This is a genomic window from Embleya sp. L77, from assembly GCF_055557415.1.
In genome coordinates, this window is the sequence record NZ_CM145709.1 from 4945583 (window position 1) to 4971476 (window position 25894).

25 protein-coding genes and 1 riboswitch are annotated in these 25894 nt (G+C 69.1%); of the genes, 15 read left to right on the plus strand and 10 right to left on the minus strand.

What is annotated here, in order from left to right:
• Nucleotides 1-76: 76 nt before the first annotated feature.
• Nucleotides 77-1261, minus strand: a complete 1185-nt coding sequence (nadA, locus tag ACZOOI_RS21180; protein WP_465277313.1) for a quinolinate synthase NadA — start codon at nt 1259-1261, stop codon at nt 77-79.
• 195 nt (nt 1262-1456) lie between these two features.
• Here nadA and ACZOOI_RS21185 point away from each other — a divergent pair, with 195 nt between their 5' ends.
• A complete protein-coding gene (locus ACZOOI_RS21185; protein WP_020553010.1) occupies nt 1457-1810 on the plus strand; it encodes a HesB/IscA family protein in 354 nt (117 codons plus the stop codon).
• A 101-nt stretch (nt 1811-1911) separates the two neighbouring features.
• Here the strand turns inward: ACZOOI_RS21185 and ACZOOI_RS21190 are convergent, their stop codons facing one another.
• Both ACZOOI_RS21190 and ACZOOI_RS21195 read right to left on the minus strand, forming a co-directional pair.
• The gene (locus tag ACZOOI_RS21190; protein ID WP_465277314.1) at nt 1912-2520 is read right to left on the minus strand and encodes a hypothetical protein; all 609 of its coding nucleotides are present in this window, start codon (nt 2518-2520) and stop codon (nt 1912-1914) included.
• 46 nt (nt 2521-2566) lie between these two features.
• Complete coding sequence (locus ACZOOI_RS21195; protein WP_465277315.1) at nt 2567-2779, minus strand: hypothetical protein; 213 nt, start codon at nt 2777-2779, stop codon at nt 2567-2569.
• Between the two features lie 179 nt (nt 2780-2958).
• Here ACZOOI_RS21195 and ACZOOI_RS21200 point away from each other — a divergent pair, with 179 nt between their 5' ends.
• Nucleotides 2959-3936 (plus strand): carbohydrate kinase family protein, encoded by a 978-nt coding sequence (locus ACZOOI_RS21200; protein ID WP_465277316.1) that lies wholly within the window; start codon nt 2959-2961, stop codon nt 3934-3936.
• Between the two features lie 460 nt (nt 3937-4396).
• Here ACZOOI_RS21200 and ACZOOI_RS21205 read toward each other — a convergent pair whose 3' ends face one another.
• Nucleotides 4397-5794, minus strand: a complete 1398-nt coding sequence (locus tag ACZOOI_RS21205; protein ID WP_465277317.1) for an aminotransferase class V-fold PLP-dependent enzyme — start codon at nt 5792-5794, stop codon at nt 4397-4399.
• Nucleotides 5795-6029: 235 nt separating this feature from the next.
• Between ACZOOI_RS21205 and ctaC the strand changes: the two genes are divergently transcribed.
• The 5 genes from ctaC (at nt 6030) to ACZOOI_RS21230 (ending at nt 11958) form a co-directional block, all read left to right on the plus strand.
• Nucleotides 6030-6893, plus strand: a complete 864-nt coding sequence (ctaC, locus tag ACZOOI_RS21210; protein WP_360304925.1) for an aa3-type cytochrome oxidase subunit II — start codon at nt 6030-6032, stop codon at nt 6891-6893.
• A gap of 3 nt (nt 6894-6896) precedes the next feature.
• On the plus strand, nt 6897-8615 hold the full coding sequence (gene ctaD, locus ACZOOI_RS21215) for an aa3-type cytochrome oxidase subunit I (protein ID WP_465277318.1): 1719 nt from the start codon (nt 6897-6899) through the stop codon (nt 8613-8615).
• Nucleotides 8612-9010: a cytochrome c oxidase subunit 4 gene (locus tag ACZOOI_RS21220; protein ID WP_465277319.1), complete on the plus strand. Its 399-nt coding sequence runs from the start codon at nt 8612-8614 to the stop codon at nt 9008-9010. Before ctaD ends, ACZOOI_RS21220 begins: the two co-directional genes overlap by 4 nt.
• Before the next feature lie 209 nt (nt 9011-9219).
• The gene (locus ACZOOI_RS21225; RefSeq protein WP_465277320.1) at nt 9220-10497 is read left to right on the plus strand and encodes a L,D-transpeptidase; all 1278 of its coding nucleotides are present in this window, start codon (nt 9220-9222) and stop codon (nt 10495-10497) included.
• Nucleotides 10498-10731: 234 nt separating this feature from the next.
• A complete protein-coding gene (locus ACZOOI_RS21230) occupies nt 10732-11958 on the plus strand; it encodes a L,D-transpeptidase (RefSeq protein ID WP_465277321.1) in 1227 nt (408 codons plus the stop codon).
• A gap of 157 nt (nt 11959-12115) precedes the next feature.
• Here the strand turns inward: ACZOOI_RS21230 and qcrB are convergent, their stop codons facing one another.
• The 4 genes from qcrB to ctaE are packed head-to-tail and all read right to left on the minus strand — an operon-like array spanning nt 12116 to nt 16317.
• Nucleotides 12116-13759, minus strand: coding sequence for a cytochrome bc1 complex cytochrome b subunit (gene qcrB / locus ACZOOI_RS21235; protein WP_465277322.1), 1644 nt, complete (start codon nt 13757-13759; stop codon nt 12116-12118).
• The gene (qcrA, locus tag ACZOOI_RS21240; protein ID WP_465277323.1) at nt 13759-14844 is read right to left on the minus strand and encodes a cytochrome bc1 complex Rieske iron-sulfur subunit; all 1086 of its coding nucleotides are present in this window, start codon (nt 14842-14844) and stop codon (nt 13759-13761) included. Before qcrA ends, qcrB begins: the two co-directional genes overlap by 1 nt.
• Entirely contained in the window at nt 14841-15641 is an 801-nt protein-coding gene (qcrC, locus tag ACZOOI_RS21245; protein WP_355542237.1) for a cytochrome bc1 complex diheme cytochrome c subunit, read from the minus strand. Before qcrC ends, qcrA begins: the two co-directional genes overlap by 4 nt.
• Before the next feature lie 46 nt (nt 15642-15687).
• Entirely contained in the window at nt 15688-16317 is a 630-nt protein-coding gene (ctaE, locus tag ACZOOI_RS21250) for an aa3-type cytochrome oxidase subunit III (RefSeq protein WP_391582692.1), read from the minus strand.
• A gap of 75 nt (nt 16318-16392) precedes the next feature.
• Between ctaE and ACZOOI_RS21255 the strand changes: the two genes are divergently transcribed.
• The 5 genes from ACZOOI_RS21255 to ACZOOI_RS21275 all read left to right on the plus strand — a co-directional run bounded on the left by ACZOOI_RS21255 (nt 16393) and on the right by ACZOOI_RS21275 (nt 21670).
• On the plus strand, nt 16393-17508 hold the full coding sequence (locus ACZOOI_RS21255; RefSeq protein ID WP_465277324.1) for a cytochrome c oxidase assembly protein: 1116 nt from the start codon (nt 16393-16395) through the stop codon (nt 17506-17508).
• A gap of 9 nt (nt 17509-17517) precedes the next feature.
• Complete coding sequence (locus ACZOOI_RS21260) at nt 17518-17928, plus strand: hypothetical protein (protein ID WP_465277325.1); 411 nt, start codon at nt 17518-17520, stop codon at nt 17926-17928.
• A gap of 194 nt (nt 17929-18122) precedes the next feature.
• Nucleotides 18123-18536 carry a response regulator gene (locus tag ACZOOI_RS21265; protein ID WP_465281249.1) on the plus strand — a complete coding sequence of 138 codons (414 nt, stop codon included), beginning with the start codon at nt 18123-18125 and terminating at the stop codon, nt 18534-18536.
• A gap of 85 nt (nt 18537-18621) precedes the next feature.
• The gene (trpD, locus tag ACZOOI_RS21270; RefSeq protein ID WP_396005735.1) at nt 18622-19704 is read left to right on the plus strand and encodes an anthranilate phosphoribosyltransferase; all 1083 of its coding nucleotides are present in this window, start codon (nt 18622-18624) and stop codon (nt 19702-19704) included.
• Nucleotides 19705-19904: 200 nt separating this feature from the next.
• A riboswitch (SAM riboswitch) is annotated at nt 19905-20021 on the plus strand.
• Between the two features lie 254 nt (nt 20022-20275).
• The gene (locus tag ACZOOI_RS21275) at nt 20276-21670 is read left to right on the plus strand and encodes an aminotransferase class V-fold PLP-dependent enzyme (protein ID WP_465277326.1); all 1395 of its coding nucleotides are present in this window, start codon (nt 20276-20278) and stop codon (nt 21668-21670) included.
• Between the two features lie 330 nt (nt 21671-22000).
• On the opposite strand, the gene ACZOOI_RS21280 is transcribed toward ACZOOI_RS21275, so the two are convergent.
• Both ACZOOI_RS21280 and ACZOOI_RS21285 read right to left on the minus strand, forming a co-directional pair.
• Nucleotides 22001-22279, minus strand: coding sequence for an Lrp/AsnC ligand binding domain-containing protein (locus ACZOOI_RS21280; RefSeq protein WP_360304948.1), 279 nt, complete (start codon nt 22277-22279; stop codon nt 22001-22003).
• Nucleotides 22280-22387: 108 nt separating this feature from the next.
• Nucleotides 22388-22984 carry an exonuclease domain-containing protein gene (locus ACZOOI_RS21285; protein WP_465277327.1) on the minus strand — a complete coding sequence of 199 codons (597 nt, stop codon included), beginning with the start codon at nt 22982-22984 and terminating at the stop codon, nt 22388-22390.
• Nucleotides 22985-23284: 300 nt separating this feature from the next.
• Between ACZOOI_RS21285 and ACZOOI_RS21290 the strand changes: the two genes are divergently transcribed.
• From ACZOOI_RS21290 to ACZOOI_RS21300, 3 genes are all read left to right on the plus strand, one after another.
• Nucleotides 23285-23521, plus strand: a complete 237-nt coding sequence (locus ACZOOI_RS21290) for a hypothetical protein (protein ID WP_020552989.1) — start codon at nt 23285-23287, stop codon at nt 23519-23521.
• A gap of 599 nt (nt 23522-24120) precedes the next feature.
• A complete protein-coding gene (locus tag ACZOOI_RS21295) occupies nt 24121-25422 on the plus strand; it encodes an NYN domain-containing protein (RefSeq protein ID WP_465281250.1) in 1302 nt (433 codons plus the stop codon).
• A gap of 98 nt (nt 25423-25520) precedes the next feature.
• Nucleotides 25521-25862, plus strand: a complete 342-nt coding sequence (locus ACZOOI_RS21300) for a hypothetical protein (RefSeq protein WP_465277328.1) — start codon at nt 25521-25523, stop codon at nt 25860-25862.
• Nucleotides 25863-25894 lie beyond the last annotated feature (32 nt).

Consider the following 25894-nt stretch of genomic DNA (forward strand, 5'->3'; position numbering starts at 1 on the left):
CGTGTGGGCGGTGTGCCCCGGGAAGCTTCCCGGGGCACACCGCCCGCTCACGCGTCACGGCGGCGCCGGCCGGCGTCTACGGCAGGGCCAGCATGCGGTCGAGCGCGACCTTGGCGAACTTCTCGGTCTCCGCGTCCACCCGGATCCGGTTGACCACGTTGCCCTCGACCAGCGACTCCAGCGTCCACACCAGGTGCGGCAGGTCGATCCGGTTCATGGTCGAGCAGAAGCACACCGTCTTGTCCAGGAAGACGACCTGCTTGTCGGGATGCGCCGCGGCCACCCGGCGGACCAGGTTGAGCTCGGTGCCGATCGCCCACGCCGAACCCGGCTCGGCCGCGTCCAGCGTGTTGATGATGTATTCGGTCGAGCCGACGTAGTCGGCCGCGGTGACCACCTCGTGCCGGCACTCCGGGTGCACGAGCACATTGACCCCGGGGATCCGGGCGCGCACCTCCTCGACGGAGCTCAGGTCGAACCGCCCGTGCACCGAGCAGTGTCCGCGCCACAGGATCATCTTCGCCGCGCGCAGCTGCTCACGGGTGAGGCCGCCGCCCGGCTTGTGCGGGTTGTACAGCACGCAGTCGTCCAGGCTCAGCCCCATCTCCAGCACCGCGGTGTTGCGGCCCAGGTGCTGGTCGGGCAGGAAAAGCACCTTCTCGCCCTGCTCGAAGGCCCAGTCCAGGGCCCGCTTGGCATTGGAGGACGTGCATATCGTGCCGCCGTTGCGGCCGGTGAACGCCTTGATGTCGGCGGACGAGTTCATGTACGACACCGGCACGGTGACGTCGGCGATGCCCGCGTCGGCGAGCACGTCCCAGCACTCCTCGACCTGCTCCGAGGTGGCCATGTCGGCCATCGAGCAGCCCGCGGCCAGGTCCGGCAGGATCACCTGCTGCTCGTCGGAGGTCAGGATGTCGGCGCTCTCGGCCATGAAGTGCACACCGCAGAAGACGATGTACGGCGCGTCCGGACGGGCCGCCGCCTCGCGCGCGAGCTTGAAGGAGTCGCCGGTCACGTCGGCGAATTCGATCACCTCGTCGCGCTGGTAGTGGTGCCCCAGGATGAACACCTTGTCGCCGAGCCGCTCCTTCGCCGCCCGGGCCCGGGCCACCAGGTCCGGGTCGGAGGGCGAGGGCAGGTCGCCGGGACACTCGACGCCCCGTTCGCTGCGCGGGTCGGCGGCGCGCCCGAGCATCAGCAGCGCGAGCGGCGTCGGCTGCACCCCGGGCGGCAGGTCCAGATCGTGTGTCGCGGTCACGGCGCGCACCTCTTCTCGTCTAATTGACACTAATAATCCTATCCTGTTCGTGTCAGGCTGACGAGAGTGGGGGTGTGCGACCATGAGTAAAACGCGAGGGCCCGAAGCATGATGTGGGAATAGGGCCGAGCCACCGTCGGTTGCCGAGGGTGGAAGTGGCGTACGACTGACGAACCACCACGTGGGAGCTTGCAGATGACTGTCCAGGACGAGACCACCAAGACCGGTGGCATCCTCCTCAGCGATGAGGCGGCGGCCAAGGTCAAGACTCTGCTGGAGCAAGAGGGTCGCGACGATCTCGCGCTGCGCGTGGCCGTCCAGCCCGGCGGTTGTTCCGGCATGCGGTACCAGCTGTTCTTCGACGAGCGTTCGCTCGACGGCGACGTCGTGGCCGACTTCAACGGTGTCTCGGTCGTCACGGACCGGATGAGCTCGCCGTATCTGAGCGGCGCCACGATCGACTTCGTGGACACCATCGAGAAGCAGGGCTTCACGATCGACAACCCGAACGCGGCCGGCTCCTGCGCGTGTGGCGACTCGTTCCACTGATTCGCCGCCTCGCACCCCGCTGAACCCCGCCGCCGCGTCGACCCGAAAGGGTCGGCGCGGCGTCGTCGTGCGCGGGCTCGGTCGGCCGGTGTCGGCCGATCTCAGCCGGCCGAGAAGGGGTTGCCGCCCGGTGTGATGCGGGCGCCGGTCTCGGCGTCGACGAGCGTGCGGGTGCCCAGGGGTGTGGGAAGCGTCACGTCAGCTTTGTTCTCCACGGCCATTTCCGTGCACACGTCGCCGGTGCGGGTGACCTCCACACGGATGGCGACCTGCGTCGCCGACTCGCTCGCGACCAGGAGGCGGTTGGTCTCGCACTGACCGCCCCACAGCCAAGCGGTCAGCGTGCGGCCGTCCGGGGCCACCGTGTAGCGGCTGAACCGGGTGTTCTGCTGGGCCGGGTAATAGGTGTGCGGGGTGCCCGGCGACAGGTTCGGGGACGACGTCGAGGTGTCCGGGCCCGCGCCGTTGGCGGAGGCGGGTGCACTCGGTCGGCCCTGCGCGGGGTCGGCGGAGGGTGCGGCAGGCCCGGTCGCCGCGGAGCCGGCCGGGTCGGCGGTCTCGCCACGGGACGACCCGTCGTCGCCGAGCACCGCCCAGGTGCCGCCGCCGATGCCGAGCACCGCGACGATCGCGAGCCCGACGACCAACGGCCGCCGGCGTGCGGTGGGTTCGGGTCGAATTCCTTCGTCGTGCTCACCGTGGGTACGCATGACGATTCGACGCGGGTCGAGCCGGCTCGGTTCCCCCGGGCGGTGGTCAGTCGCCGTATTCGGACATGCCGGCCACCAGCGTCGCGCCGTGCGCGGGAACGTCGGTGGCGGGGGCGTGCGAACCGGCGGGCGCGGCCTTGGTGGGCATGCGCTCCGGGCCAGGGGTGGTCCACGACGCGTCGATGTGACGGCAGTCACCGCGCAGGTCTTCGAGCGTCTCGGGCTCGGCCTGGGACGGCATCACGGGCATCGGGGACATTTCACGACTCCTTGTACCGGGGATCTTCAGCGTAAGTCGCACGGAGCGTGACGGCACGGTCTACCGACCGGTAGTTTTCGAGGGGGACGCGACCGAGGTGGGATAACGTGTGCGAGTTTTCCCCTTCTCGTACCTCCCGTACGCCCCTCTCCCCGTCCTCCACATAGGAGACACGCGCCATGCGCATTGCCGTGACCGGGTCGATCGCCACCGACCACCTCATGACATTCCCCGGTCGGTTCTCCGACCAGCTCGTCTCGGACAAGCTGCACGTGGTCTCGTTGTCATTCCTCGTCGACAAGCTGGACATCCGGCGTGGCGGTGTCGCGCCGAACATCTGCTTCGGGATGGGGTGCCTGGGGCTGTCGCCGATCCTGGTCGGCGCCGCCGGGGCGGACTTCGTCGACTATCGCTCGTGGTTGGATCGGCACCACGTGGACACCGAGTCCGTGCACATCTCGCCGACCCACCACACCGCTCGGTTCGTCTGCACGACGGACGAGGAGCACAACCAGATCGCGTCCTTCTATACCGGCGCGATGAGCGAGGCCCGCGAGATCGAACTGCGGCCGGTGGCCGACCGGATCGGCGGCCTGGACCTGGTCGTGATCGGTGCGAACGACCCCGAGGCGATGTTGCGGCACAGCGACGAGTGCCGCGATCGCGGCTACCCGTTCGCGGCCGACCCCTCGCAACAGCTCGCCCGGATGGAGGGCGAGGACATCCGTCGGCTCATCGACGGCGCCGCGTATCTGCTCACCAACGAGTACGAGAGCGCGCTGATCGTGCAGAAGACCGGCTGGTCCGAGGCGGACATCCTGAAGAAGGTCGGCGTGCGGGTCACCACGCTGGGCCCGAGCGGGGTCAAGGTCGAGCAGGAGGGCGCGGAGGCCATCGTCGTGCCGTGCCCCGCGGAGGACGCCAAGGTCGATCCGACGGGTGTGGGCGACGGGTTCCGGGCCGGATTCCTGTCCGGGATCTCGTGGGGGCTGTCGCTGGAGCGGTCGGCGCAGGTCGGCAACATGCTGGCGACGCTGGTCATCGAGACGGTCGGGACGCAAGAGTATTCGCTGCGGCGGACCTCGTTCCTGGGGCGGTTTGCGCGCGCGTACGGGGACGAGGCGGCCTCCGAGGTTGCGGCGCACATCCCGACCTGACCTCGGGCCGCCGGTGGCTTCGCCGGGCGGGGCTGGGTGGCCTCATGCGCCGGCCGGGCTGGTTCGCCTCAAGCGCCGGCGGGGCTGGGTGGCCTCATGCGCCGGCCGGGCTGGTTCGCCTCAAGCGCCGGCGGGGCTGGGTGGCCTCATGCGCCGGCCGGGCTGGTTCGCCTCAAGCGCCGGCGGGGCTGGGTGGCCTCATGCGCCGGCCGGGCTGGTTCGCCTCAAGCGCCGGCGGGGCTGGGTGGCCTCATGCGCCGGCGGGGCTGCTTGGCCTCAAGCGCCGGCCGGGCTGAGTGGCCTCAAGCGCCGGCCGGGCTGAGTGGCTCAAGCGCCGGCCGGGCTGGGTGGTCGCGAGTGCCGGCCGGGCTGGGTGGTCGCTAGTGCCGGCTGGGCTGCTTGGCTCGGGTGCCGGGTGCCGGGTGGGCTGGGTGGGCTTGGTCCGGACGGCGGTCGGGGGTCAGGTTCGGCGGCGGACCACGTAGGCGTGGCCCCGGGGGTGGGGGTCGGTGCGGATGAATTCGTGGCCGGTCATGTCGCACCATGCGGGGATGTCGAGGGCCGAGGCTTCGTCGTCGGAGAGCACTGTGACCAGCGTGCCGTCCTCGACGTCGAGGATGCGTTTGGCCAATTCGATCACCGGGATCGGGCAGCGGCGGCCGAGGGCGTCGACGATCACGCCGGTCTCGGTCGCCGTCGGCGTGGACGCGGGGGTGTGCGCGACCACCGCGCGGAGCCGGGCGACCAGGCCCGGGAGGAGGGCCAGGAAGCGGTCCACCTCGGCCTCGGCCGTGCCCCGCGGCAGCGACACGCGGATGTTGCCGTGGGACAACACGCCCATCGCCTCCAGGACATGGCTGGGGGTCAGTGTCGAGGACGTGCACGAGGAACCCGACGACACCGCGAAGCCCGCCTTGTCCAACTCGGTCAACAGGGCCTCGCCGTCGACGTACAGACAGGAGAACGTGACGATGTGCGGGAGTCGGTGGAGCGGATCGCCGACCACCTCGACATCGGGCACGGTCTCCCGAACGCGGGTGCGGATGCGATCGACCAGCGCGGACAACCGCCGATCCTCGTCGGCCGACTCGGTGCTCACCGCGCCCAGCGCGACCGCCGCCGCGACGATCGCCGGCACGTTCTCGAAGCCGGGCACCCGACGCGCCTCGCGCTCGTCGTAGGGCAGCGCCGACGCGTAGCGGGTGCCCTTGCGCACCACGAGCAGGCCGACCCCCGCCGGACCGCCCCACTTGTGCGCACTCGCGGTCAACACCGACCAGCCGTCCGGCACCGACATCCGGCCCACCGACTGCGCGGCGTCCACGAGCAGGGGCACGCCCGCCTCCTGACACGCCGTCACCACCTCGGCGATCGGCTGCACCGTGCCGACCTCGTGGTTGGCGCTTTGCACGCACGCGAGTGCGGTATCCGAACGAAGTGCCGAGGCGAACGCCGACAGGTCGAGTCGGCCCGTACGGTCCACCCCCGTCCGGGTGATTTCCGCGACCGTTCCGCGCTGCTCCGAACGAGCCGCGTGGGCATCCGCGGTGTGCAGTACACAAGAGTGTTCGACCGCGCCGACGACCAGATGCGTGCCCACCCGGCGGCGGCCGGCGAGCACGCCGAGCATGCCCAACTGGACCGCCTGTGTCCCGGATGTGGTGAATGACACTTCATCGGATCGGGCGCCCACCACGGAAGCCACGGTCTCCCGCGCGGCGTCGAGCAGCATTCGGGCTCGTCGACCGTCGTAATAGCCGCGTGCCGGATCGGCCCAGCCTTCGTCGAGGGTGCTCAGGAAGGCCGCTTTCGCAGCCGGGTGCAGTGGTTCGGTGGAGGCCGCGTCGAAATACGCCATGGGTCGGACGGTAGCCAATACCGGAATCCCGGGCTCGTTCGGGCCGTTCGCCCGAACGGACGCACCGGTACATCTACCCGGCCCGCCACACCAGACCTCCGCGCGCGACCCGAATAGGGCTGGAGTAGGGTTTGGCCCGCAGAAACATCCATACCTGTCCGCGCAACGGGTCGCCAGGGAAGAAAAGTTCCCCACCTTGACTCGCGCGCGGGCGAGACATTCGGGAAGGCGCTACGTGAGTCCCTACGGCTCCGACCGCTCGCCGCGGCGCTGGATGCGGCGCAGGGTGCCGCAGCTGCTGGCTCTGGGCCTCGTCATTGCGACCGCCACCGGCTGCTCCGTTGATTCCAAGGACCTGCCGAGACTCGGCCTGCCCAACCCTGTCACCGAGCAGGGTCCGCGAGTCCTGTCGCTCTGGCAGGGCGCCTGGATTGCAGCGCTGATCGTCGGGGCCGTGGTGTGGGGGCTCATCCTGTGGAGCGTCGCGTTCCACCGCCGGTCGCGCACCAAGATCGAGATCCCGCCGCAGACGCGGTACAACCTCCCCATCGAGGTTCTGTACACGGTCATCCCCGGCATCATGATCGCGGTCTTCTTCTACTTCACCGCGCGTGACGAGACCAAGCTCGAAGAACTCTCCAAGAACCCCGACAACGTGATCAACGTGGTCGGCGTGCAGTGGAGCTGGTCCTTCAACTACAAGGGCGACCCGGCCGACGGCACGGTCGACGTCTACGAGCAGGGCACGCCCGGCAAGCCGCCGACGCTCTACCTGCCCGTGAAGGAGTCCGTCCGGTTCGACCTGACCTCGCCGGACGTCATCCACTCGTTCTGGGTCCCGAACTTCCTGTACAAGAAGGACATCATCCCGGGCCGAACGAACAAGTTCGAGGTCGTCCCGACGAAGAAGGGCACGTACGGCGGCAAGTGCGCCGAACTGTGCGGTGTGGACCACTCGCGCATGCTCTTCAACGTGAAGATCGTGGACAAGGCCGAATACGTCCAGCACCTGAAGGAGCTGGCCGCGAAGGGCCAGACCGGCGAGCTGCGCAGCAAGATCAACGAGCCGGCCCCCGTTGAAGCGCACGGGAAGAAGTGACGAGTGACAATCCTCAGTGAGCCACAGACCGTGGCCCCGGACGGGCCCCCGCCGGTCCGCCGCAAGGAGCCCGGGAACATCGTCATCAAGTGGATGACGACCACGGACCACAAGACGATCGGGTCGATGTACCTGATCACCTCCTTCGTCTTCTTCTGCATCGGTGGTGTGCTCGCGCTGCTCATGCGCGCGGAGCTGGCCCGCCCCGGTACGCAGTTCATGTCGAACGAGCAGTTCAACCAGTCGTTCACGATGCACGGCACGATCATGCTGCTGATGTTCGCGACGCCGCTGTTCGCGGGCTTCACGAACTGGATCATGCCGCTGCAGATCGGCGCGCCCGACGTCGCGTTCCCGCGCCTGAACATGTTCGCCTACTGGCTCTACCTGTTCGGCTCGATCATCGCGGTGGCCGGCTTCATCACCCCCCAGGGTGCCGCCGACTTCGGCTGGTTCGCGTACGCGCCGCTGTCCGACTCGGTCCGCTCGCCGGGCATCGGCGGCGACATGTGGATCATGGGTCTGGCGATGTCGGGCTTCGGCACCATCCTCGGCGCCGTCAACTTCATCACCACGATCATCTGCATGCGCGCGCCCGGTCTGACCATGTTCCGGATGTCGATCTTCTGCTGGAACGTGCTGCTGACCTCGGTCCTGGTCCTGATGGCGTTCCCGGTCCTGGCCGCGGCGCTGTTCGCGCTGGAGGCGGACCGCAAGTTCGGTACGCACATCTTCGATCCGGCCAACGGCGGACCGATCCTGTGGCAGCACCTGTTCTGGTTCTTCGGCCATCCCGAGGTGTACATCATCGCGTTGCCGTTCTTCGGCATCGTGTCGGAGATCATCCCGGTCTTCTCGCGCAAGCCGATGTTCGGTTACAAGAGCCTGATCGCCGCGACCATCTCGATCGCGGGCCTGTCGGTCACCGTGTGGGCGCACCACATGTTCCCGACCGGCGCGGTCATGTTGCCGTTCTTCTCCTTCATGACGTTCCTGATCGCCGTACCGACCGGCGTGAAGTTCTTCAACTGGATCGGCACCATGTGGCGCGGCTCGTTGTCCTTCGAGACACCGATGTTGTGGACCGTCGGCTTCCTGGTGACCTTCGCGTTCGGTGGCCTCACCGGCGTCATCCTGGCCTCGCCGCCGCTGGACTTCCACGTCTCCGACACCTACTTCGTGGTGGCGCACTTCCACTACGTGGTGTTCGGCACCGTGGTGTTCGCGATGTTCGCGGGCTTCCACTTCTGGTGGCCCAAGTTCACCGGCAAGATGCTCGACGAGCGGCTGGGCAAGATCACCTTCTGGACGCTGTTCATCGGCTTCCACACCACGTTCCTGGTGCAGCACTGGCTGGGTGCCGAGGGCATGGCCCGCCGGTACGCGGACTACCTGGACTCGGAAGGCTTCACCACGCTGAACACGATCTCGACCCTGGGCTCGTTCCTGCTGGGTCTGTCGATCCTGCCGTTCTTCTACAACATCTGGAAGACGCACAAGTACGGCAAGAAGATCACCGTGGACGACCCGTGGGGCTACGGCCGTTCGCTGGAGTGGGCGACCTCCTGCCCGCCGCCTCGGCACAACTTCACGAGCATTCCGCGGATCCGTTCCGAGGCCCCCGCGTTCGACCTCCACCACCCGGAGATCGCCGCGCTGGAGTACCTCACCGACGAGCGTTCCGAGGCATCGCCCGAGCTGGCGAAGGGAGCCGAGAAGTGAAGTTCAACGGTGTCCTGTTCGCCGTCCTGGCCGTGTTCCTGCTGCCGGTGACGATCATCTACTGGGTGCTTTCCGAGGACCCGACCGGCACCACCGCGCTGGCGCTGACCTTCGGTCTGTCGCTGATGATCGGGTTCTACCTGATCTTCACCGCGCGTCGGATGGACCTGCTCGCGCAGGACAACGAAGAGGGCGAGATCGCCGACGACGCCGGCGAGCTGGGCTTCTTCGCCCCGCACAGCTGGCAGCCGCTGATGCTGGGGGTCGGTTCGGCCCTGCTGTTCCTGGGCGTCATCTTCGGCTGGTGGCTGGCGATGTTCGCCGCGCCGATCGTCGCGATCGGCGTCTGGGGCTGGGTCTTCGAGTTCTACCGGGGTGCGGACCAGCGCTACTAGCGCTACCGATTCGCAACCTTCGCAATACGGTTTCGCCACAAGGCCGATCACCCGAATGGGTGGTCGGCCTTGTGTGATATCTACAGAGGACTCCTCGACGACCCTCGTTTGTCACCGGTGTGTGACCGTTCGCCGGTTGTGGCAACCCGGACCGGGGGTCGGTGCGTCAAATGGACGCAAGGGAGTTCCAGGACGAGGGAGGAACACGCGTGCCCCGGATACACGGAGCATCGCGCACGGGGGCAGCGGGCGGCGGCATACGCCTCTTCGCGGGACTCATGGTGGCGCCGCTCATATTCATCGCAGGCTGCTCGTCCGACGGCGGCAAGACCGGCCCTGGGGGCTCCGGAGGCAACTCCGGCGGTGCCGGCAGTGGTCCGAACAAGAAGGCGGCGGCCGCACCCGCCACCATCGCGATCACGCCCGCCGACGGCAGCAAGAGCGTGGAGACGGACGGCGTCCTCAAGGTCGACGCGACCGGCGGCAAGCTCACCTCGGTCGTGGTCACCGACGCCAAGGGCAAGACGGTGGACGGGCAGATCAGCCCGGACGGCATCGGCTGGAAGCCGGCCGCACCGCTGGCCAACGGCGGTGCCTACACGGTGGCGGCCAAGGCCGCGAACGCCGACGGCGCCGAGGTCACCGCGCAGAGCAAGTTCAACACCAAGGCCGCCGACGACACGTTCGTGGCCGACTTCAACATCGAGCCGGACAGCACGTGGGGTGTCGGCGCGATCATCTCGCTCAAGTTCAACGAGCCGATCAAGGACAAGGCCGCGATCGAGCGCAACCTCAAGGTGGTCTCCGAGCCCGCGGTGCAGGGCTCCTGGTCCTGGCTCAAGGACCTCGACGGCAGCGACCGGATCGACTACCGCCCGGAGAAGTACTGGGCGAGTGGCACGAAGGTCAACCTCAAGGCGAACCTGACCGGCGCGAAGGCGGCGCCGGGCGTCTACGGCAAGCAGACCAAGGACATCAAGTTCACCATCGGCCGCTCGATGGTGGCCACCGCCGACCTCAAGTCCAAGCACATGGTGGTCACCAAGGACGGGGCCCAGGTCGAGGACCTGCCGATCTCGGCCGGCGGCCCCAACTACCCGACCTGGGGCGGCACGATGGTCGTCCTGGACAAGGTGGACGGCATCACGATGGACTCCGAGACCGTCGGCCTGGGCACCGCCTACAACATGAAGAACGTCCGCCACGCGGTGCACCTGACCGCGTCCGGCACGTATGCGCACGGCGCGCCCTGGAACGAGGGCAAGTTCGGTCGGCAGAACGACAGCCACGGCTGCATCGGGCTGAGCGCCTCGAACGCCAAGACCTTCTTCGATCTGGTCACCCAGGGTGACCCGGTCGAGGTGGTCAACAGCACCGACAAGACCGTCAAGCCCGGCAACGGACTCGGCGGCTGGAACGTCGACTGGGCGACCTGGGTCAAGGGCAGCGCGCTGGCCGCCGGGGCGACCGGCACTCCGGCCGGCTGAGGCTCCAGGCAAGAGGTTCCCGCACGAGGTTCCCCGCACGAAGTTTCACACGGTAGGGCGAACCGCCCGATCGCGCGATCCGACCGGTGGTCGGCATCACGCGATCGGGCGGTTTGTGCGTTTGTATGAATAAAGCGGGATGCTCCCGGCCACTCTCGATGCAACAACTCCGCGCCGCCCGTGCTCGACGAGCACGGGCAGACCGCGTTCGTTGAGCACGGCTGGAGGTCGAGAGTGAATCGGGACAGGACTGTTCGCCTCCGCTGGATCTGTTGGGCGCTCACACCGGCGCTGCCGCTCGCCTTCGTCACCGGATGCGGGACCTGGGAGAAGCAGCGGGGCGCCGAGATCGAGCGGCCCGCCGAAAGCGTGGCCCGGCTCACGGTGGACGTGCGCCCGGACCGACCCGCGCAGCCGGGCAGGCCGATCACCGTCACCGCGAGCGAGGGGCGGCTGTACGCGGTGAGCCTGACCGGCCCCGACGGGAAGCCGGTGGCCGGCGGCAACGCGGCCGGTGACGCGTCGTGGTCGAACTCCGAACCGCTGGCGTACAGCACCACCTACCGGTTGACCGCGCTGGCGGTCGACGCGTTCGGGCTGACCGCGACCCGCACCGAGACGTTCACCACGCTCGCGCCGGACGCCGAGCGGCGGGTGGACTCGGTGTTGCCGGAAGCCGACAGCACGGTGGGCGTCGGCATGCCGATCTCCGTCACGCTGCAGAAGCCGGTCACCGATGCCGCGCAGCGCGCCGAGGTGGAGAAGCGACTCCAGGTGTCCGCCTCCACGCCGGTCGAGGGTGCCTGGGGCTGGGTGGACGACAAGACCGTGCGCTATCGGCCCAGGGACTACTGGCCGGTGGGCACCAGGGTCTCGGTCACCACCAGCCTGCTCGGCGTCGACTTCGGCAACGGCGTGTTCGGCGGCCCGGGCGCGGCGGTCGGCTTCGAGGTCGGCGACTCCGTGGTCGCGACCGTGGATGCCGCGGCGCACACGATGACGGTCAGGCGCAACGGCACCGACATCAAGACCGTGCCGGTGACCACCGGCAAGCCCGGCTTCACCACCCGCTCGGGCACCAAGGTGGTGCTCGGCAAGGCTCCGCACGTGCTGATGGACGGCACCACCGTGGGCATCTCGGCGGACAGCAGCGACGGCTACCGGCTGGACGTCTCGTGGGCCACCCGGGTCACCTGGAGCGGCGAATTCCTGCACGCCGCGCCGTGGTCGGTGGGCGCGCAGGGCAGCGAGAACGTGAGCCACGGCTGCGTCGGGATGAGCGACCAGAACGCCAAGTGGTTCTACGACCAGGTCAAGGTCGGCGACGTGGTCACCGTGGTGAACACGGGGGATTCCAAGACCATGGAGCCGATCGGCAACGGCTACGGCGAGTGGAATCTGGACTGGGCGCAGTGGCTGACCCACAGCGCGGCCGGCCCGTCCACCGCCCGGCCGCTCTGAGACCGCCGGCCGCCGCCGACGCAAAAGCGCTGTACGGCCGTCTGCGGGGCGCAACGCGAAGGGCCCCACCGGGGGAAGATCCGGTGGGGCCCTTCGTCGTTCCTGCGCGTCCTACGGGTCGTGCCGATGTGGCGTCAGCAGCCCGGCCCCGGTCGCGTCAGTGGTGACCGTGTCCGCTGGTCAGTTCCTTGTACTCCTCGGCCGTCGGCTTCTCGATCGGCTCGGCGAAGTACCAGTGCGACATCCTCGAACGCAGCTTCTGCGCACGCGTGACCTTGCGGGCCACGCCGTTCTCGTCCTCGGCCGGCTCCAGCTCGTACGGCTTCGGCTGCTCGTGGGCGGTGAGGGTGTGTCGCACCCCGGCGTCCAGCGGTTCGTGGATCTCGATGAACTCGCCGTGCGGGAGCTTCTTGATCACGCCGGTCTCGCGACCGTGCAGGACCTTGTCCCGGTCGCGCCGCTGCAGACCCTTGCAGATCCGCACCGTGGCCAGGTAGGCCAGCACGGGCGCGATGAAGAACGCGAAGCGGCCGACCCAGGTGATCGTGTTGATCGACAGGTGGAAGTGCGTCGCGATGATGTCGTTGCCACCGCAGACCCACAGCACGCCGTAGGCCACGATCCAGGCGACGCCCAGGCCGGTGCGGACCGGCATGTTGCGCGGGCGGTCCAGCAGGTGGTGCTCACGCTTGTCACCGGTGATCCAGCCTTCGACCCACGGGTACATCGCGAGGAACGTGAACAGCACGCCCGGCACGATCAGGGACGGGATCAGCACGTTGAAGCTGAGCGTGTGGCCCCAGATGTTCCATTCCCAGTTCGGCATGATGCGCAGGGAACCTTCGAGGAACCCGATGTACCAGTCCGGTTGGGAACCCGCGGTGATCTGACCCGGGTTGTAGGGACCGTAGGCCCAGATCGGGTTGATCTGCACCATGCCGCCGAGGGCGGCGGTGATGCCGAACACGATGAAGAAGAAGCCACCGGCCTTGGCCGCGTAGACCGGCAGCAGCGGCAGGCCGACGACGTTCTTCTCGGTCTTGCCCGGGCCGGGGAACTGGGTGTGCTTCTGGTAGAAGACCAGGATCAGGTGCACGGTGACCAGACCGACCATGATCGCCGGGACCAGCAGCACGTGGATCGTGAACAGGCGGGGCACGATGTCCTCGCCCGGGAACTCCCCGCCGAACAGGAAGAACTGCAGGTACGTGCCGACCAGCGGGATGGCCAGGACCACACCCTCGGCGATCCGCAGACCGGTACCGGAGAGCAGGTCGTCCGGGAGCGAGTAGCCGGTGAAGCCGTTCACCATGGCCAGCACCAGCAGCAGGAAGCCGAACAGCCAGTTCATCTCGCGCGGCTTGCGGAACGCTCCGGTGAAGAAGATCCGGAACATGTGCACGAACAGCGACGAGACGAAGATCAGCGCGGCCCAGTGGTGGATCTGACGCATCGCCAGGCCACCGCGGATGTCGAAGCTGATGTCCAGCGTCGACGCGTACGCCTGGGACATGTGGATGCCCTGGAGCGGTACGTAGGAGCCGTCGTAGACGACCTCCTGCATGCTCGGCTTGAAGAACAGCGTCAGGAAGACACCGGTCAGCAGCAGGATGATGAAGCTGTACAGCGCCACTTCACCGAGCATGAAGGACCAGTGGTCCGGAAAGACCTTGCGCAGGTTCTTCTTCGCCGCGCCGTAGATGCCCAGCCGGCCGTCCAGCGCGTCGGCCGCGCGAACGGCCGCGTTGTCGGGAATCGGGGTGCTCTTGTTCGCCCCGCCCTTGGGTTGTTCGCTCGACATCAGCCACGCTCCCAGAAGCTCGCGCCGACCGGTTCGGCGAAGTCCTGTGTCGCGGCGAGGTTACCCGCCTCGTTCACATGGATCTTCAGCTGCGGCAGCGAGCGCGCGGCCGGGCCGAACACGACCTTGCCGTCGTCCGCCAGGTCGAAGGTGGACTGGTGACACGGACACAGCAGGTGGTGCGTCTGCTGCTCGTACAGGCCGATCGGGCAACCCACGTGGGTGCAGATCTTCGAGTACGCCACGATGCCCTCGTGACTCCAGTCCAGTTCCTTCTTGGACTTGATGTCCTCCGGCTCCAGCCGGACGACCAGGACCGCGGACATGCCCGCCTTCTCCAACCAGCCGTGCGAGAGTTCCTCCTTCTCGCCGGCCGGGCCGTACTTCTCGACCAGGCCGTCGGGCAGCACCATGGTCAGCGAGCCCTTGACGATGTCGTCCGGCTTGATCGGCAGGCCGGTCGCCTCGTTGATGAGCTCCACGCCCGGCTTCCACTCGGTGTGCCGCAGCTTGGTGCCCGGCATCGGACCGAGGTCGCGCAGCAGCACCACGCCGGACAGTGGCACCAGGGCCATCGCGCCGATCATCGTGCGCCGGATCAGCGGCCGGCGACCGATCACCGAGTCCGCGGCACCCTGGGCGAACTCGCGGATCGCGTACTCGCGGACCTCGGGGTCCGAGGCCAGCTCGTGCCGCTCCTGGACGATCTCCTCGTCCGTCATCAGCGTGCGCGCCCAGTGGATCGCGCCGGCGCCGATGCAGAACAGCGCGAGGCCGAGGAAGCCGCCGAGCGCGAGGTTCTGGGCACCGATCTTCCCGAAGAAGAAGATGTCGATGATGCGGTGCTTGTCGATGCCGACGTACGCCCAGATGAAACCGATCGTGGACAACATCGAGATCACGAACAGGAACGCGACCTGACGTTCGGCGCGCTTGGCGGCCTTCTCGTCGATGTCGGTGACGCGCGGCTCGTGAGCCGGCAGGCCGGGGTCGGCGAACGGGTCGCCTTCCGCCGGAACATGTGCCGAGGTGTGTACCTCGGGCAGGTGCTCTTCAGGCACTTCAGACTTGTCCTGGCTACTCATTTGGTCCTGGCCTTGGGGGTCCGGGCGGCAATCCAGATCGCGCATCCGATGAGCAGACCGAGCGCGATGATCCAGCCGAACAGGCCTTCGGAGACCGGGCCGAGGCGGCCGAGACCCAGGCCGCCGGGGTTCGGCTCCTTCTTGGTCGTCTCGTGGACGTACGTGACGATGTCCTTCTTCTGCTGCTCGGGCATCGTGCTGTCCGGGAACGAAGGCATGTTCTGCGGGCCGGAGAGCATGGCCTCGTAGATGTGCTTCGGGTCCACGTCCTTCAGCGGCGGGGCGTACTTGCCCTCGGTCAGGGCGCCGCCCTCACCGGAGAAGTTGTGGCACTGCGAGCAGTTCGTGCGGAACAGCTCGGCGCCGTTGACGATGTCGCCGTCGGGCGCGTACATGTTCGCCGTCGGGATCTTGGGCCCGACGCCGAGGGAGGCCACGTACGCGGACAGCTGTTGGATCTGCGCCGGGGTGTAGACCTCGGGCTTGCGCGGCGCCTGCGCGCCGGGCTGCTGAAGCGGCATTCGACCCGTCGACACCTGGAAGTCGACGGCGGCCGCGCCGACGCCGATCAGGGAGGGACCGTCGGTGGAACCCTGGGCGTCGAGCCCATGGCACGTCGAACATCCGCTCAGGTAGAGCTTCTTGCCCGCCTCGACCGCGATGGAGGCGGAGTCGTCGGCCTCCGCCTTCTTGGCAGGCGCGAACGCGGCGTACAGCCCCCCGGTAGCCGCGAGCGCGAAGATGAGTACGACGATCGCCGCCAAGGGGTGGCGTCGCCGCGCGGAGAGCTTTTTCACGGAAAACCCCGGTCCAATGTCGTCTGCGTAGTGAGTGTCGGGACGTCTACCTGATGACGTAGATCGTGAAGAACAGACCGATCCAGACCACGTCGACGAAGTGCCAGTAGTACGAGACGACGATTGCGGCCGTGGCCTGCTCGTGTGTGAACCGTCGGGCCGCATAGGTGCGTCCGAGGACCAACAGGAAGGCGATCAGGCCACCTGTCACGTGCATGCCGTGGAAGCCGGTGGTCAGGTAGAAGACCGAACCGTAAGCCGACGACGAAAGCGTCGTTCCGTCCTTGACCAGGGCGGTGTACTCCATCACCTGGCCGCCGACGAAGACGGCGCCCATCACGAAGGTGATGACGAACCACATTCTGAGCTTCTTGACGTCACCGCGTTCGGCCGCGAAGACGCCGAGCTGGCAGGTGAGCGAGGACAGCACGAGGATCGTCGTGTTGCCCGTCGAGAACGGGATGTTCAGCTCACCGGCGTGCTCACGCCAAGCGTCCGCCCCGGTGACGGAGCGGATCGTGAAATACATCGCGAACAGAGCCGCGAAGAACATCAGCTCGGACGCCAACCAGACGATCGTGCCGATGCTGACCAAGTTGGGACGGTTGAGTGTCCCGTGTGTCCCGTGTGAGGGGGGCCCGGTTTCTAGTGAAGTTGCTGTCGCCACGGCGGCCATTATTGCGGTCGCCGGATCTGCCCACACTTCGGGGGGTAACCCTTGTAGAACGTGTCGGGGTTAGGCTCTGGTTCCGTGAGTGGCTCTACAGGCGATGCCGGGATGTTTCTGGCACACGCGACCCCTGGGAACGTACCGCCGGAACTGACCCCCATTCGGCTCCTGACCGGGTGGGTGTTCGAGCCGATCCCGATTCTGGTCGCGATGCTCTTCGGCGGCCTCTATCTGTACGGGGTGCACAAGCTCAGGGCCCGCGGCGACTCGTGGTCGCGGTGGCGGAGCTTTTCCTTCCTGGGTCTGGGGCTGGGCACGTTCCTGCTGGCGACCGAGTCCGCGCTGGCCGCGTACGACACCGTGTTGCTGAGCGTGCACATGGTGCAACACATGGTGCTGGCGATGATCACGCCGATCTTCCTGGCGCTCGGCGCACCGATCACACTCGCTCTGCGCACGCTGCCGGCCAAGTGGCGCAATCGACTCAACGCCCTGCTGCACAGCAGATACGCGAAGGTGGTCACCTTCCCGGCGTTCGCCGGTTTCCTCTTCGTGCTCAATCCGTTCGCCCTGTACTTCACCCCCTGGTACGAGCTGACCTTGCGAAACACCTTCATGCACGACATGAATCACGTGCACTTCGTGATCATCGGCTGCATGTGGTTCTGGCCACTGCTGGGTCTGGATCCGATGCCGCGGGCGAGTCATCCGATGCGCTTGCTCGCGGTGTTCGCGACGCTGCCGTTCCACGCGTGGCTGGGCATCGCGATCATGAGCTCGTCCAATGTCCTGGCCGGTGACTGGTACAACGACCTCGGTCGGGACTGGGGCGCGAGTCCGCTCTCGGACCAGGGCACCGCGGGCGGAATCCTGTGGGGCAGCGGCGACATCATCGGACTGTTGGTCTTCCTGGTGCTGTTCGTGCAGTGGGCTCGGGCATCGGAGCGCGAGGCCGTCCGGGAGGACCGCCGGCTGGACCGGCTCGAACTGATCGAGGCGGGCCGCAAGGCGCGCGAGGAGCGACTGGCGCGCGAGGCGGCCGAGGCCGGCGGCGGTGCGGAACCGGGCCTCGAAGCCGCCGGAAAATCCGTGCCGAAGAGCACTCTTCCGGGTGACTCTGCCCGAACGGAGGACGCCGACTCGGCTGTGCGAGTGGCCTCGGGTCCCGAACCGCGGTCGGCCGAAGCGGCCGAGTAGCGTCGCGGCATGATCCTCGAACGTTTCCTCCGCCGCCGGCGACCGGAGCCTGTTCCCGTGCTCGTCGACGACGGCACGCTCACCGTCGTCGGTTCGTGCTTCGATCCGGCTCGGGCCGATTCGGCGGTGGTCGCGGAGATGCGGGCGGCCGGAGTGGCGGTGGAGACCGGTGTGTTCGTGATGAGGCACGTGCTCACGCTGCCGGACCTGGCGGCGGCCGACGAGGCGGCCCGGATTCTGACGCCGGACGGCTGGAGGGTGGTGGCGCCGGCCCCCGACGAGCGACCGATGCGGGTGCTGATCTCCCGTCAGCAGGTGCTCACCGGCCTGGAGCCGGCCCGGGAGCGGACCCGGATGGCGGGCCTGGCCCAGCGGCTGGGCGGGAACGCCGAGGGCTACGAGGTGCTCGCGCGCGAGTGAGCGCGGGGCGCTCCTGCGGCGCCGGCCCGCCGGTCGATGGGCGGTCGAGACGGACCGGGGCGTGACGAGGCACACATTTTGCTGCGGAAAAGCGCTAACATCCGGGGCGATCCGAGTGTTGCCCCGTACTTGCATACGCAGCCCTGAACATGCGCAGCCCCGAAGACACGCAGCCCAGACACAGGCAGGTGGACATGACGCGCGGCGAGACCATGACCGTCCTCGTGTACAGCGACGACCGCAACACCCGTCGGAAGGTCACCCTCGCGCTCGGGCGCAGGCCCGCCGTCGACGTGCCGTTCGTGGAATACCTGGAATGCGCCACCGAGCCCGCCGTGATCGAGGCGATGGACAAGGGCGGCATCGATCTGGTGATCCTGGACGGGGAGACCGCCCCCGCCGGCGGCATGGGCGTGTGCCGTCAGCTCAAGGACGAGATCTACAACTGCCCGCCGGTGCTGACCCTGGTCGGCCGGCCGCAGGACGCGTGGCTGGCCACGTGGTGTCGCGCGGACGCGGTGGTCGCCCACCCGCTGGACCCGCGCACGCTCGCGGATGCCGCCGCCGACCTGATGCGGGGCCGGATCGCGGGACGCCAGCCGGCCTGACCGCATCCCGGATGACCGCCCGGCCGGGACGGGCGCGGTGGGTACGCTGTCGCGGACTTATCCGATGACACAGCGGGAGCGGACCATGGGCGCCTCGACCTCTACGAACAAGAGCGGCGGCAACCCGGCGGCCCGTTCCTGGCGGGACCTCCTGGCGGCGCTCATGCGGGGCGACGACCTGCCTGCCGATGCGACCGCGTGGGCGATGGACCACATCATGACCGGCGAGGCGACGCCGGTGCAGGTGGCCGGGTTCGTGATCGCGCTGCGCGCCAAGGGCGAGACGGTGGACGAGGTCTCGGGTCTGGTGCAGGCGATGTACGCGCACGCGTCGACCATCGATGTGCCCGGCCGTACCGTCGACATCGTCGGCACCGGTGGGGACCTGGCCCGGACCGTGAACATCTCGACGATGTCCGCGATCGTGGTCGCGGGGACGGGCGAGACGGTGGTCAAGCACGGCAACCGGGCGGCCTCCTCGGCGAGCGGGGCCGCGGATGTGCTCGAAGCGCTCGGCGTGGTGCTGGATCTGACCCCGGAGCAGGTGGCCCGCACGGCCGAGGAGGCGGGCATCACGCTGTGCTTCGCGCAGCGCTTCCACCCGTCGCTGCGGCATGCCGCGCAGGCGCGCCGTGAGTTGGGCGTGCCGACCACGTTCAACTTCCTCGGGCCGTTGACCAATCCGGCCCGGGTGCGGTTCCACGCGATCGGGGTCGCGGACCTGCGGATGGCGCCGATCGTGGCCGGTGTGCTGGCCGACCGCGGGGCGACCGCGCTGGTGTTCCGCGGCGACGACGGGCTGGACGAGTTGACCGTCACCACCACGTCGCAGGTGTGGATCGTGCGGGACGGCGACGTGCGCGAGGACCGGGTGGACCCGCGCGACCTGGGGATCGCGCTGAATGGGATCGAGTCGCTGCGCGGTGGTGACGCGGCGTTCAATGCGGAGGTCGCCCGCAGGCTCCTCGCGGGGGAGAAGGGCGCCGTGCGGGATGCGGTGCTGTTGAACTCGGCCGCGGCGCTGGCCGCGCTGGGCTCGGGTGAAGGGTCGCTGACCCAGCAGTTGGCGGCCGGGATCGATCGGGCCGCGGACGCCATCGACTCCGGGGCCGCGCAGGCCGCGCTCGATCGGTGGGTCGCCACGACGCGTTCGTTCGCGCGGGGGTAGCGGGCTCTTGCGCCGGGCGGGTCGGGCCGTCGTGCTCGACCCGCGCGGCGGGGTGCCGCGTGTGTCGGTTGCGGCTGGTTGCGCGCTTGCCCGTGCCGGTCGGGCCCGTCGTGCCGGTTGTGCCGGTCGGGCCGTCCAGGATGTGGGAACGGTGGGGTGGTCGTTGCGCGTGACGTTCCATCCGGTAATAATTCTGCTCAGGTCACGAGTGACAGTGGAAAGCCCCGGCTTGCTGTCCGGCAACCCTCGCTCCGCGGTGGGGTGCCCCGGGTGATGACACGGTCAGGCGTCGTAAGGCGTCCTGGCAAGCGCGGACCCCTTGCATGACGGCAGTCGATGCTCCATGTGACCCGGGGGTCCTGTACCTGGGGAGCATGTGATGGCGTGAAATCTCTTTCTCGAAACGGGCGAATTGCCCTATTCCGTACGCGCTGAGTTCTCGCGCGTCACCCCGGGCCGCCCCTTGCCGCGGCTTACGAGACCACATTTCACCAGCGGATCATCCGGTGCGTTTCGATGTCGATCAATCGACATCCGCGTCGATGTTCCGTGCCTGCCGAGGAGTTTCGCCATGACCATCGACACCGCTTCCACCGCCGCCCTCGACTGTGACGTCGCCATCGCCGCCCCGCTGCCCGTGGTCGGGCGGGACGTGCTCGTTCCGCTGGTGACCGGCGGGGAGGTCGAATACGCCGCGCTCGACTACGGGGCGAGTGCGCCGTGTCTGCAGCGGGTGTGGGACGACGTGTCCGCGTATCTGCCCTATTACGGCAGCGTGCATCGGGGCGCCGGTTACCTGTCCCAGCTGTCCACCGACCTGTACGAGCAGAGCCGGGCCACGGTCGCGAGCTTCCTGGGGCTGCGGGCCGACGACACGCTGCTGTTCACCCGCGGGACCACCGACTCGCTCAACCTGCTCGCGTCCGTACTGCCGCGCGGCACCCGGGTGTTCGTCTTCGAGACCGAACACCACGCGGCGCTGTTGCCGTGGCGGCGGCACGCGGGGGTGACCCAACTGGCCGCGCCCGGATCGCCGGAGCAGGCGGTCGCGACGCTGGAGGCCGCACTCGCCGGGTCCGGCGACGGGCCTCGGCTGGTGTGCGTGACCGGCGCCTCGAACGTGACCGGCGAGCTCTTCCCGGTCGCCGAGCTGGCCGAGGTCGCGCATCGGCACGGCGCGCGGATCGTGCTGGACGCGGCGCAACTGGCGCCGCATCACCCGGTGTCGGTGGCCGACCTGGACGTGGACTGGATCGCGCTGTCGGCGCACAAGCTGTACGCGCCGTTCGGCTCGGGCGTGTTGGCGGGGCGGGGCGACTGGCTGGACGCGGCCGAGCCGTACCTGGCCGGGGGCGGGGCGAGCAAGACGGTCAGCCGGGACCACGTGGAGTGGCACGGCGGTGCGGCTCGGCACGAGGCGGGGTCGCCGAACGTGATCGGTGCCTATGCGTTGGCGTCCGCGTGCCGGGCGATCACCGAGGCGGGGCCGGCGGCACTGGTCGCGCGCGAGGAGGCGCTGCTGGCGCGCCTTCGGGCGAAGTTGGCGCAGATTCCGGCGGTGCGGACGCTGGAGCTGTTCGGGCCGGAGTCGGCGCGGGTGGGGGTGCTCTCGTTCGTGGTCGAGGGGTGGAACAGTTCGCGGTTCGCTGCGGTGTTGTCGGCGGAGTACGGGATCGGGGTGCGGGACGGGTTGTTCTGCGCTCATCCGCTGGTGCGGCACCTGTTGGGCGGGCGGGCCGATCAGCCGACCGAGTGTGGCTCCCCGGACGCGCCCGAGGGTGAGCAGAACCTCAACGCGATCCGGGTCAGCTTCGGAGTGGGGACGCCCGTGGAGCACCTGGACCGCTTTGCGGCGGCGGTGCGGGAGTTGGTGGAGCGCGGGGCGGTGTGGAGCTACACGGTCGATGGGGGCCGGTGCGTTCCGGACGCGGATCCGCGGGGCGTACGCGAATTGCCTGCGGCGTAGGGTTTTCGGCCTTGCCGGTCGGGGTGTCCTCAAGCGCCGGACGGGCTGAGTTGGGTTGCCCGGGTGAGGGTGTTGCGGTGGTGCGTGGGCCCTGATGGCCGTGCCGGGGGTGTTCTCGGACGGCGGATGGGCTGAGGTTGGTTGTTTGGGTGTTGCTGTGTTGCTTGGGGCCGTTCGGCGGGGGGCTCAAGCGCCGGGCGGGCTGAATTGGGTTGCCGGAGTGGGGCGTTGCGGTGGTGCTTGGGCCCGGTGTGGCTGGGGGGTGTTCTCGAGTGCCTTGGTGGAGGGGTGGCCCTGCCGGGGTGGTGGAGGTCCGGCAGGGCTGAGGGGTTACTCCAGGCCGATGGCGAAGGCGGCTTCGAGGTCGTGGTGGGAGTAGGTGCGGAAGGCGATGTGGGTCGTGGTGGCTTCCACGCCGGGGACCTTGTTGAGGCGGCCCGGGATGACGTCGGCCAAGTCGTCGTGGGCGCGGACGCGCACCATGGCGATCAGGTCGAACTCACCGGTCACCGAGTAGACCTCGCTCACGCCCTCGATCGCGGCGATCGCCTCCGCGATTTCCGGGGTCTGGTCCACACGCGTCTTGACCTGCACGATCGCGGTGATCACGGGGTAGTCCTCCGGCTCTCGACGACAAGATGCCCGAGCTTAGTCGGCGCGTGACCCGCGCGGGCAGCCGCAGCGGGAGGAAGGACCGCGCGGTCGCACACCCGGACGTCACCCGATCGGAGTGGTTTGCCCCGGACAGACCCTGGGTGCCGGCGGTCGGCCGAGGGCGAGCAGGTCGGCCAACTCGTGCCGTCCGCTCTCGTGCATCCGGCCGATGAACGCGCGTAGGACGTGTGCGGTGGCCCGGGCGTCGGCCAGGGCCCGGTGGGTCGGATCGGTGGGCGCTTCGAAGTACCGTGCGAGGGTGCCCAGGCGCATGTTCGGCACCGTCCCCGGGGGCAGCAGCGCGCGGGCCAACGCGAGCGTGTCCACCACCTGGAGGTCGGGCCAGGGCCGACCGCACGCGAGGCTCGCCGCACGCAGAAACCCCACGTCGAAGGGGGCGTTGTGGGCGACCAGGATGGCGTCCTCGGCGAAGCGGGTGAACGCCGGCAGCACCAGGTGCAGCGGCGGCGCATCGGCCACCAGGTCGTCGGATATCCCGGTCAGGTCGGTGATGAACTCGGGGATCGGCACACCGGGCGCGACCAGGGTCGCGAACTCGCCCAACCGGTCCGATCCGCGCACCCGGACCGCGGCGATCTCGGTGATCCGCGCCTCCAGCGGATCCAGGCCGGTCGTCTCCAGATCGACGACCGTGAACACCTGTCGTTCCACCTCGTCACGAATCGCTCGTGACCCGGGCATGGTTCGCAACTCGTGGCCCGGGGCGATACTGTCCGGCGGGCGGGAACGCCGCGGCGAGTCGGCCGCCGGCAAGCCCTGATTCGCCGAACCTCGTGACCGGCAATCCCGGTGCGCGGTGCTGCTCATGTACCGGACGGTACGTTTCCGGCCCGACACGGCCGCGCCCAGGTACCTCTCGCCGCCCGGCATCATGGGTGTACGCGGACCCACTCGCGATCCGGAAAAGGCTCGCAAACGCGAAACAGGAAGGGAACACGCATGTCGATCCAGGCCCCCACCGAGGACACCCGGTGGCGTTGCTCGCTCTGCGGCAACCTGACCCGGTTCGACGTGACGCGGACCACCAAGGCGGTCGAGTTCACCCACCTCGACCTCGCGGGCGTCGCCCGGGTCGAGGAGCGGGAGATCGTTTCCGACGAGATCGAGTCGGTGCGGTGCCGCTGGTGCAACGCGACCGACTCCGTCGAACTTGTGGCGCGACCCGACGCGAGCTGAGTGCCGAGACCGTGCGGCGACAATGGGACTGTGCATCGTTTCGGCATCGGGGCGGCCCGGCGTGGCCGTCCCCGGTCCGGAACGCGCCATGATCAAGGCGTCGGCGTCCCGGCAACGGTGACGCGGGGAGGGGCCTCAAGGGAACGGGAAGGACCGGAGGAGCAGTGAGCGGACCGGATACCCGCGCGGACGCGGTCACGCCTGCGCACGCCGCCGAAGCCGCCGAGGCGGTGCCGGCTGCCGAGCCCGACCCCGACCCGCCGTCCCGGACCGAGGCGGGGACCGACCTGCCCGGCGCTCTCGACGAGCCCGAGGCTCCCGTCGATCACGCGGCCGACCCGGAGCCGGACGGCCCCGGTCCGACCGATCAGGCGGCCCACGCGCACCCGGCCGGGCCGGCGGGTGCGGAGATCGAGGCGGAGTCCCGGGCCGCGGTCGCGGAATCCGATGCCGCCGCGGAATGCGAAGCCCCCGCCGAGCCGGAAGCCGAGTCGGCGCCGGCGCCCGCTTCGGACGCCGCCGAGCCTGTTGCCGCCCCGGGGGTTGGTGCCCAGGCCGACCCGGAGCGGGAGGATCCGCCGCCCGCCGAGCCCGAGGCCTTGTCCGGGCCGCTGCCCGAGGCGGTTCGGGTGCGGGTGATCTCGGTGGCCGCCGACGCGCTCGGCACGATGACCGCGGACGAGGTGCCCGGCCCGCTCCGCCGGTTCGCCCGCTTCACCCACCAGCGCCGGGCCAAGTTCGCCGCGACACCGCTGGCCGCCGCGCTGGAGAACGATCCGGTGTTCCGGCAGCGCATAGCGGAGCGCTTCCGCAAGGGCCTGCCGGAGATCTCCGAGGCGCTCGAAGCCGGCAAGGTGCCCGCCGCGGCCGACCCGCTCGACGTGGCCGCCGCCGCATACCTGCTGCGTCCGCGCGGCTGGGTCCGACTGATCGAGACCGCCGGCGACGCGGCGAAGGAGGCCGCCGCCGACCGCGCCGAGGCCGAGGCCGCCGAGACGTTGTCCCGCCTGGAGCGCGAGGTCGGCGTACTGCGCGCGGCCTCCAAGACCGAGCACGAACGGCTGCGCGCGGAGCTGGAGACGGCCCGCAAGGAGGCCGACCACCTGCGCCGCCAGGTGCGCGGGCTCCAGGGCAGCGCCAAGCACGAGGAGAAGGAGGCCCGCCGGGCCCGCTCCGAGCTGGACGCGGTGCGGGTCGAGGCGCAGGCCGCGATCGCCGCCGCGGAGAAGGAGGCCCGTCGGCTGCGCGGTCGGGTCGCCGAGGTCGAATCGGCCCTGGAGGCCAGCCGCCGGGCCGCCCGTGAGGGACGCAGCATGGAGGACACCCGGGTCCGGCTGCTCCTGGACACCGTCCTGGAGGCCGCCCAGGGGCTGCGCCGCGAACTCGCACTGCCGCCGGTGGGCATCCGGCCCGCCGACATGGTGGACGCGGTGGTGCCGGGCGCGTCCGGGATAAAGGACATCGCCCAGCGCGCGTTGGAGGGCGACGACCCGGCCCTGCTCGACCAGCTGCTCGCGCTGCCGCAGGCGCACCTGGTGATCGACGGCTACAACGTGACCAAGACCGGCTATCCCACGCTCGCGCTGAACAAGCAGCGTGATCGGCTGGTCGGCGGTCTGACCGGGCTCGCCGCGCAGACCGGCTGCGAGGTGACCTGCGTGTTCGACGGCGCACAACTGGATGCGCCGGTGCTGTTGGCTCCCGCTCGCGGGGTGCGGGTGATGTTCAGCAAGCCGGGCGAGACGGCCGACGAGCTGATCCGCCGGCTGGTCCGGGCCGAGCCGCCGGGCCGCCCGGTCGTGGTGGTCTCCACCGACCGCGAGGTGGCCGAGGGCGTGCGCAAGGCCGGTGCGCGACCGGTGCCCTCCACCATGCTGCTGCGCCGACTCACCCGCGGCTGAGTACAGGCGCCAAGGGCGGGCACGGACGCCGTTCGCACCGTTTGTCGGTGCCGCTCCCTACCGTTGACAGGGAAAGTCGACGAAAGGGGAGAAGCCACATGCGCATCGCCTGTCGTACGCACCGAGGCCGCGGGCGCGCCGGCGCCGGCTGCGCGATACCGGCCTCGATCGGGCCGGCGCTGATCAGCGCTCGATCCATTGACTCCGACATATCATCCGAATTATCCGGCGCCTCCTCGTATGCCGATTCCTCTTCGTATGCCGACTCCGGGGAGTACGGCGAGCGCGCCGACCACCCCGACCATGCCGAGTTGGACGAGGAAACCCTGAGCGCGCTGCGGCTGTTCGCAGCCGAGGGCATGCTCGCGGCGGCCGGTGCGCAGCTACGCGAAAACGGCGAAATGATGAGCGCCCGCCGATCGCTCGATCGTAAAACATGACCCTTTTCCACTGAATTGATGGCTCAAGCCAT

Coding starts and splice junctions, on each gene's coding strand:
- ACZOOI_RS21185 (WP_020553010.1), top strand. CDS start 1,457: ATGACTGTCCAGGACGAGACCACCAAGACCGGTGGCATCCTCCTCAGC.
- ACZOOI_RS21190 (WP_465277314.1), bottom strand. CDS start 2,520: ATGCGTACCCACGGTGAGCACGACGAAGGAATTCGACCCGAACCCACC.
- ACZOOI_RS21195 (WP_465277315.1), bottom strand. CDS start 2,779: ATGTCCCCGATGCCCGTGATGCCGTCCCAGGCCGAGCCCGAGACGCTC.
- ACZOOI_RS21200 (WP_465277316.1), top strand. CDS start 2,959: ATGCGCATTGCCGTGACCGGGTCGATCGCCACCGACCACCTCATGACA.
- ACZOOI_RS21205 (WP_465277317.1), bottom strand. CDS start 5,794: ATGGCGTATTTCGACGCGGCCTCCACCGAACCACTGCACCCGGCTGCG.
- qcrB (WP_465277322.1), bottom strand. CDS start 13,759: ATGTCGAGCGAACAACCCAAGGGCGGGGCGAACAAGAGCACCCCGATT.
- qcrA (WP_465277323.1), bottom strand. CDS start 14,844: ATGAGTAGCCAGGACAAGTCTGAAGTGCCTGAAGAGCACCTGCCCGAG.
- ctaE (WP_391582692.1), bottom strand. CDS start 16,317: ATGGCCGCCGTGGCGACAGCAACTTCACTAGAAACCGGGCCCCCCTCA.
- ACZOOI_RS21260 (WP_465277325.1), top strand. CDS start 17,518: ATGATCCTCGAACGTTTCCTCCGCCGCCGGCGACCGGAGCCTGTTCCC.
- ACZOOI_RS21265 (WP_465281249.1), top strand. CDS start 18,123: ATGACGCGCGGCGAGACCATGACCGTCCTCGTGTACAGCGACGACCGC.
- trpD (WP_396005735.1), top strand. CDS start 18,622: ATGGGCGCCTCGACCTCTACGAACAAGAGCGGCGGCAACCCGGCGGCC.
- ACZOOI_RS21275 (WP_465277326.1), top strand. CDS start 20,276: ATGACCATCGACACCGCTTCCACCGCCGCCCTCGACTGTGACGTCGCC.
- ACZOOI_RS21290 (WP_020552989.1), top strand. CDS start 23,285: ATGTCGATCCAGGCCCCCACCGAGGACACCCGGTGGCGTTGCTCGCTC.
- ACZOOI_RS21300 (WP_465277328.1), top strand. CDS start 25,521: ATGCGCATCGCCTGTCGTACGCACCGAGGCCGCGGGCGCGCCGGCGCC.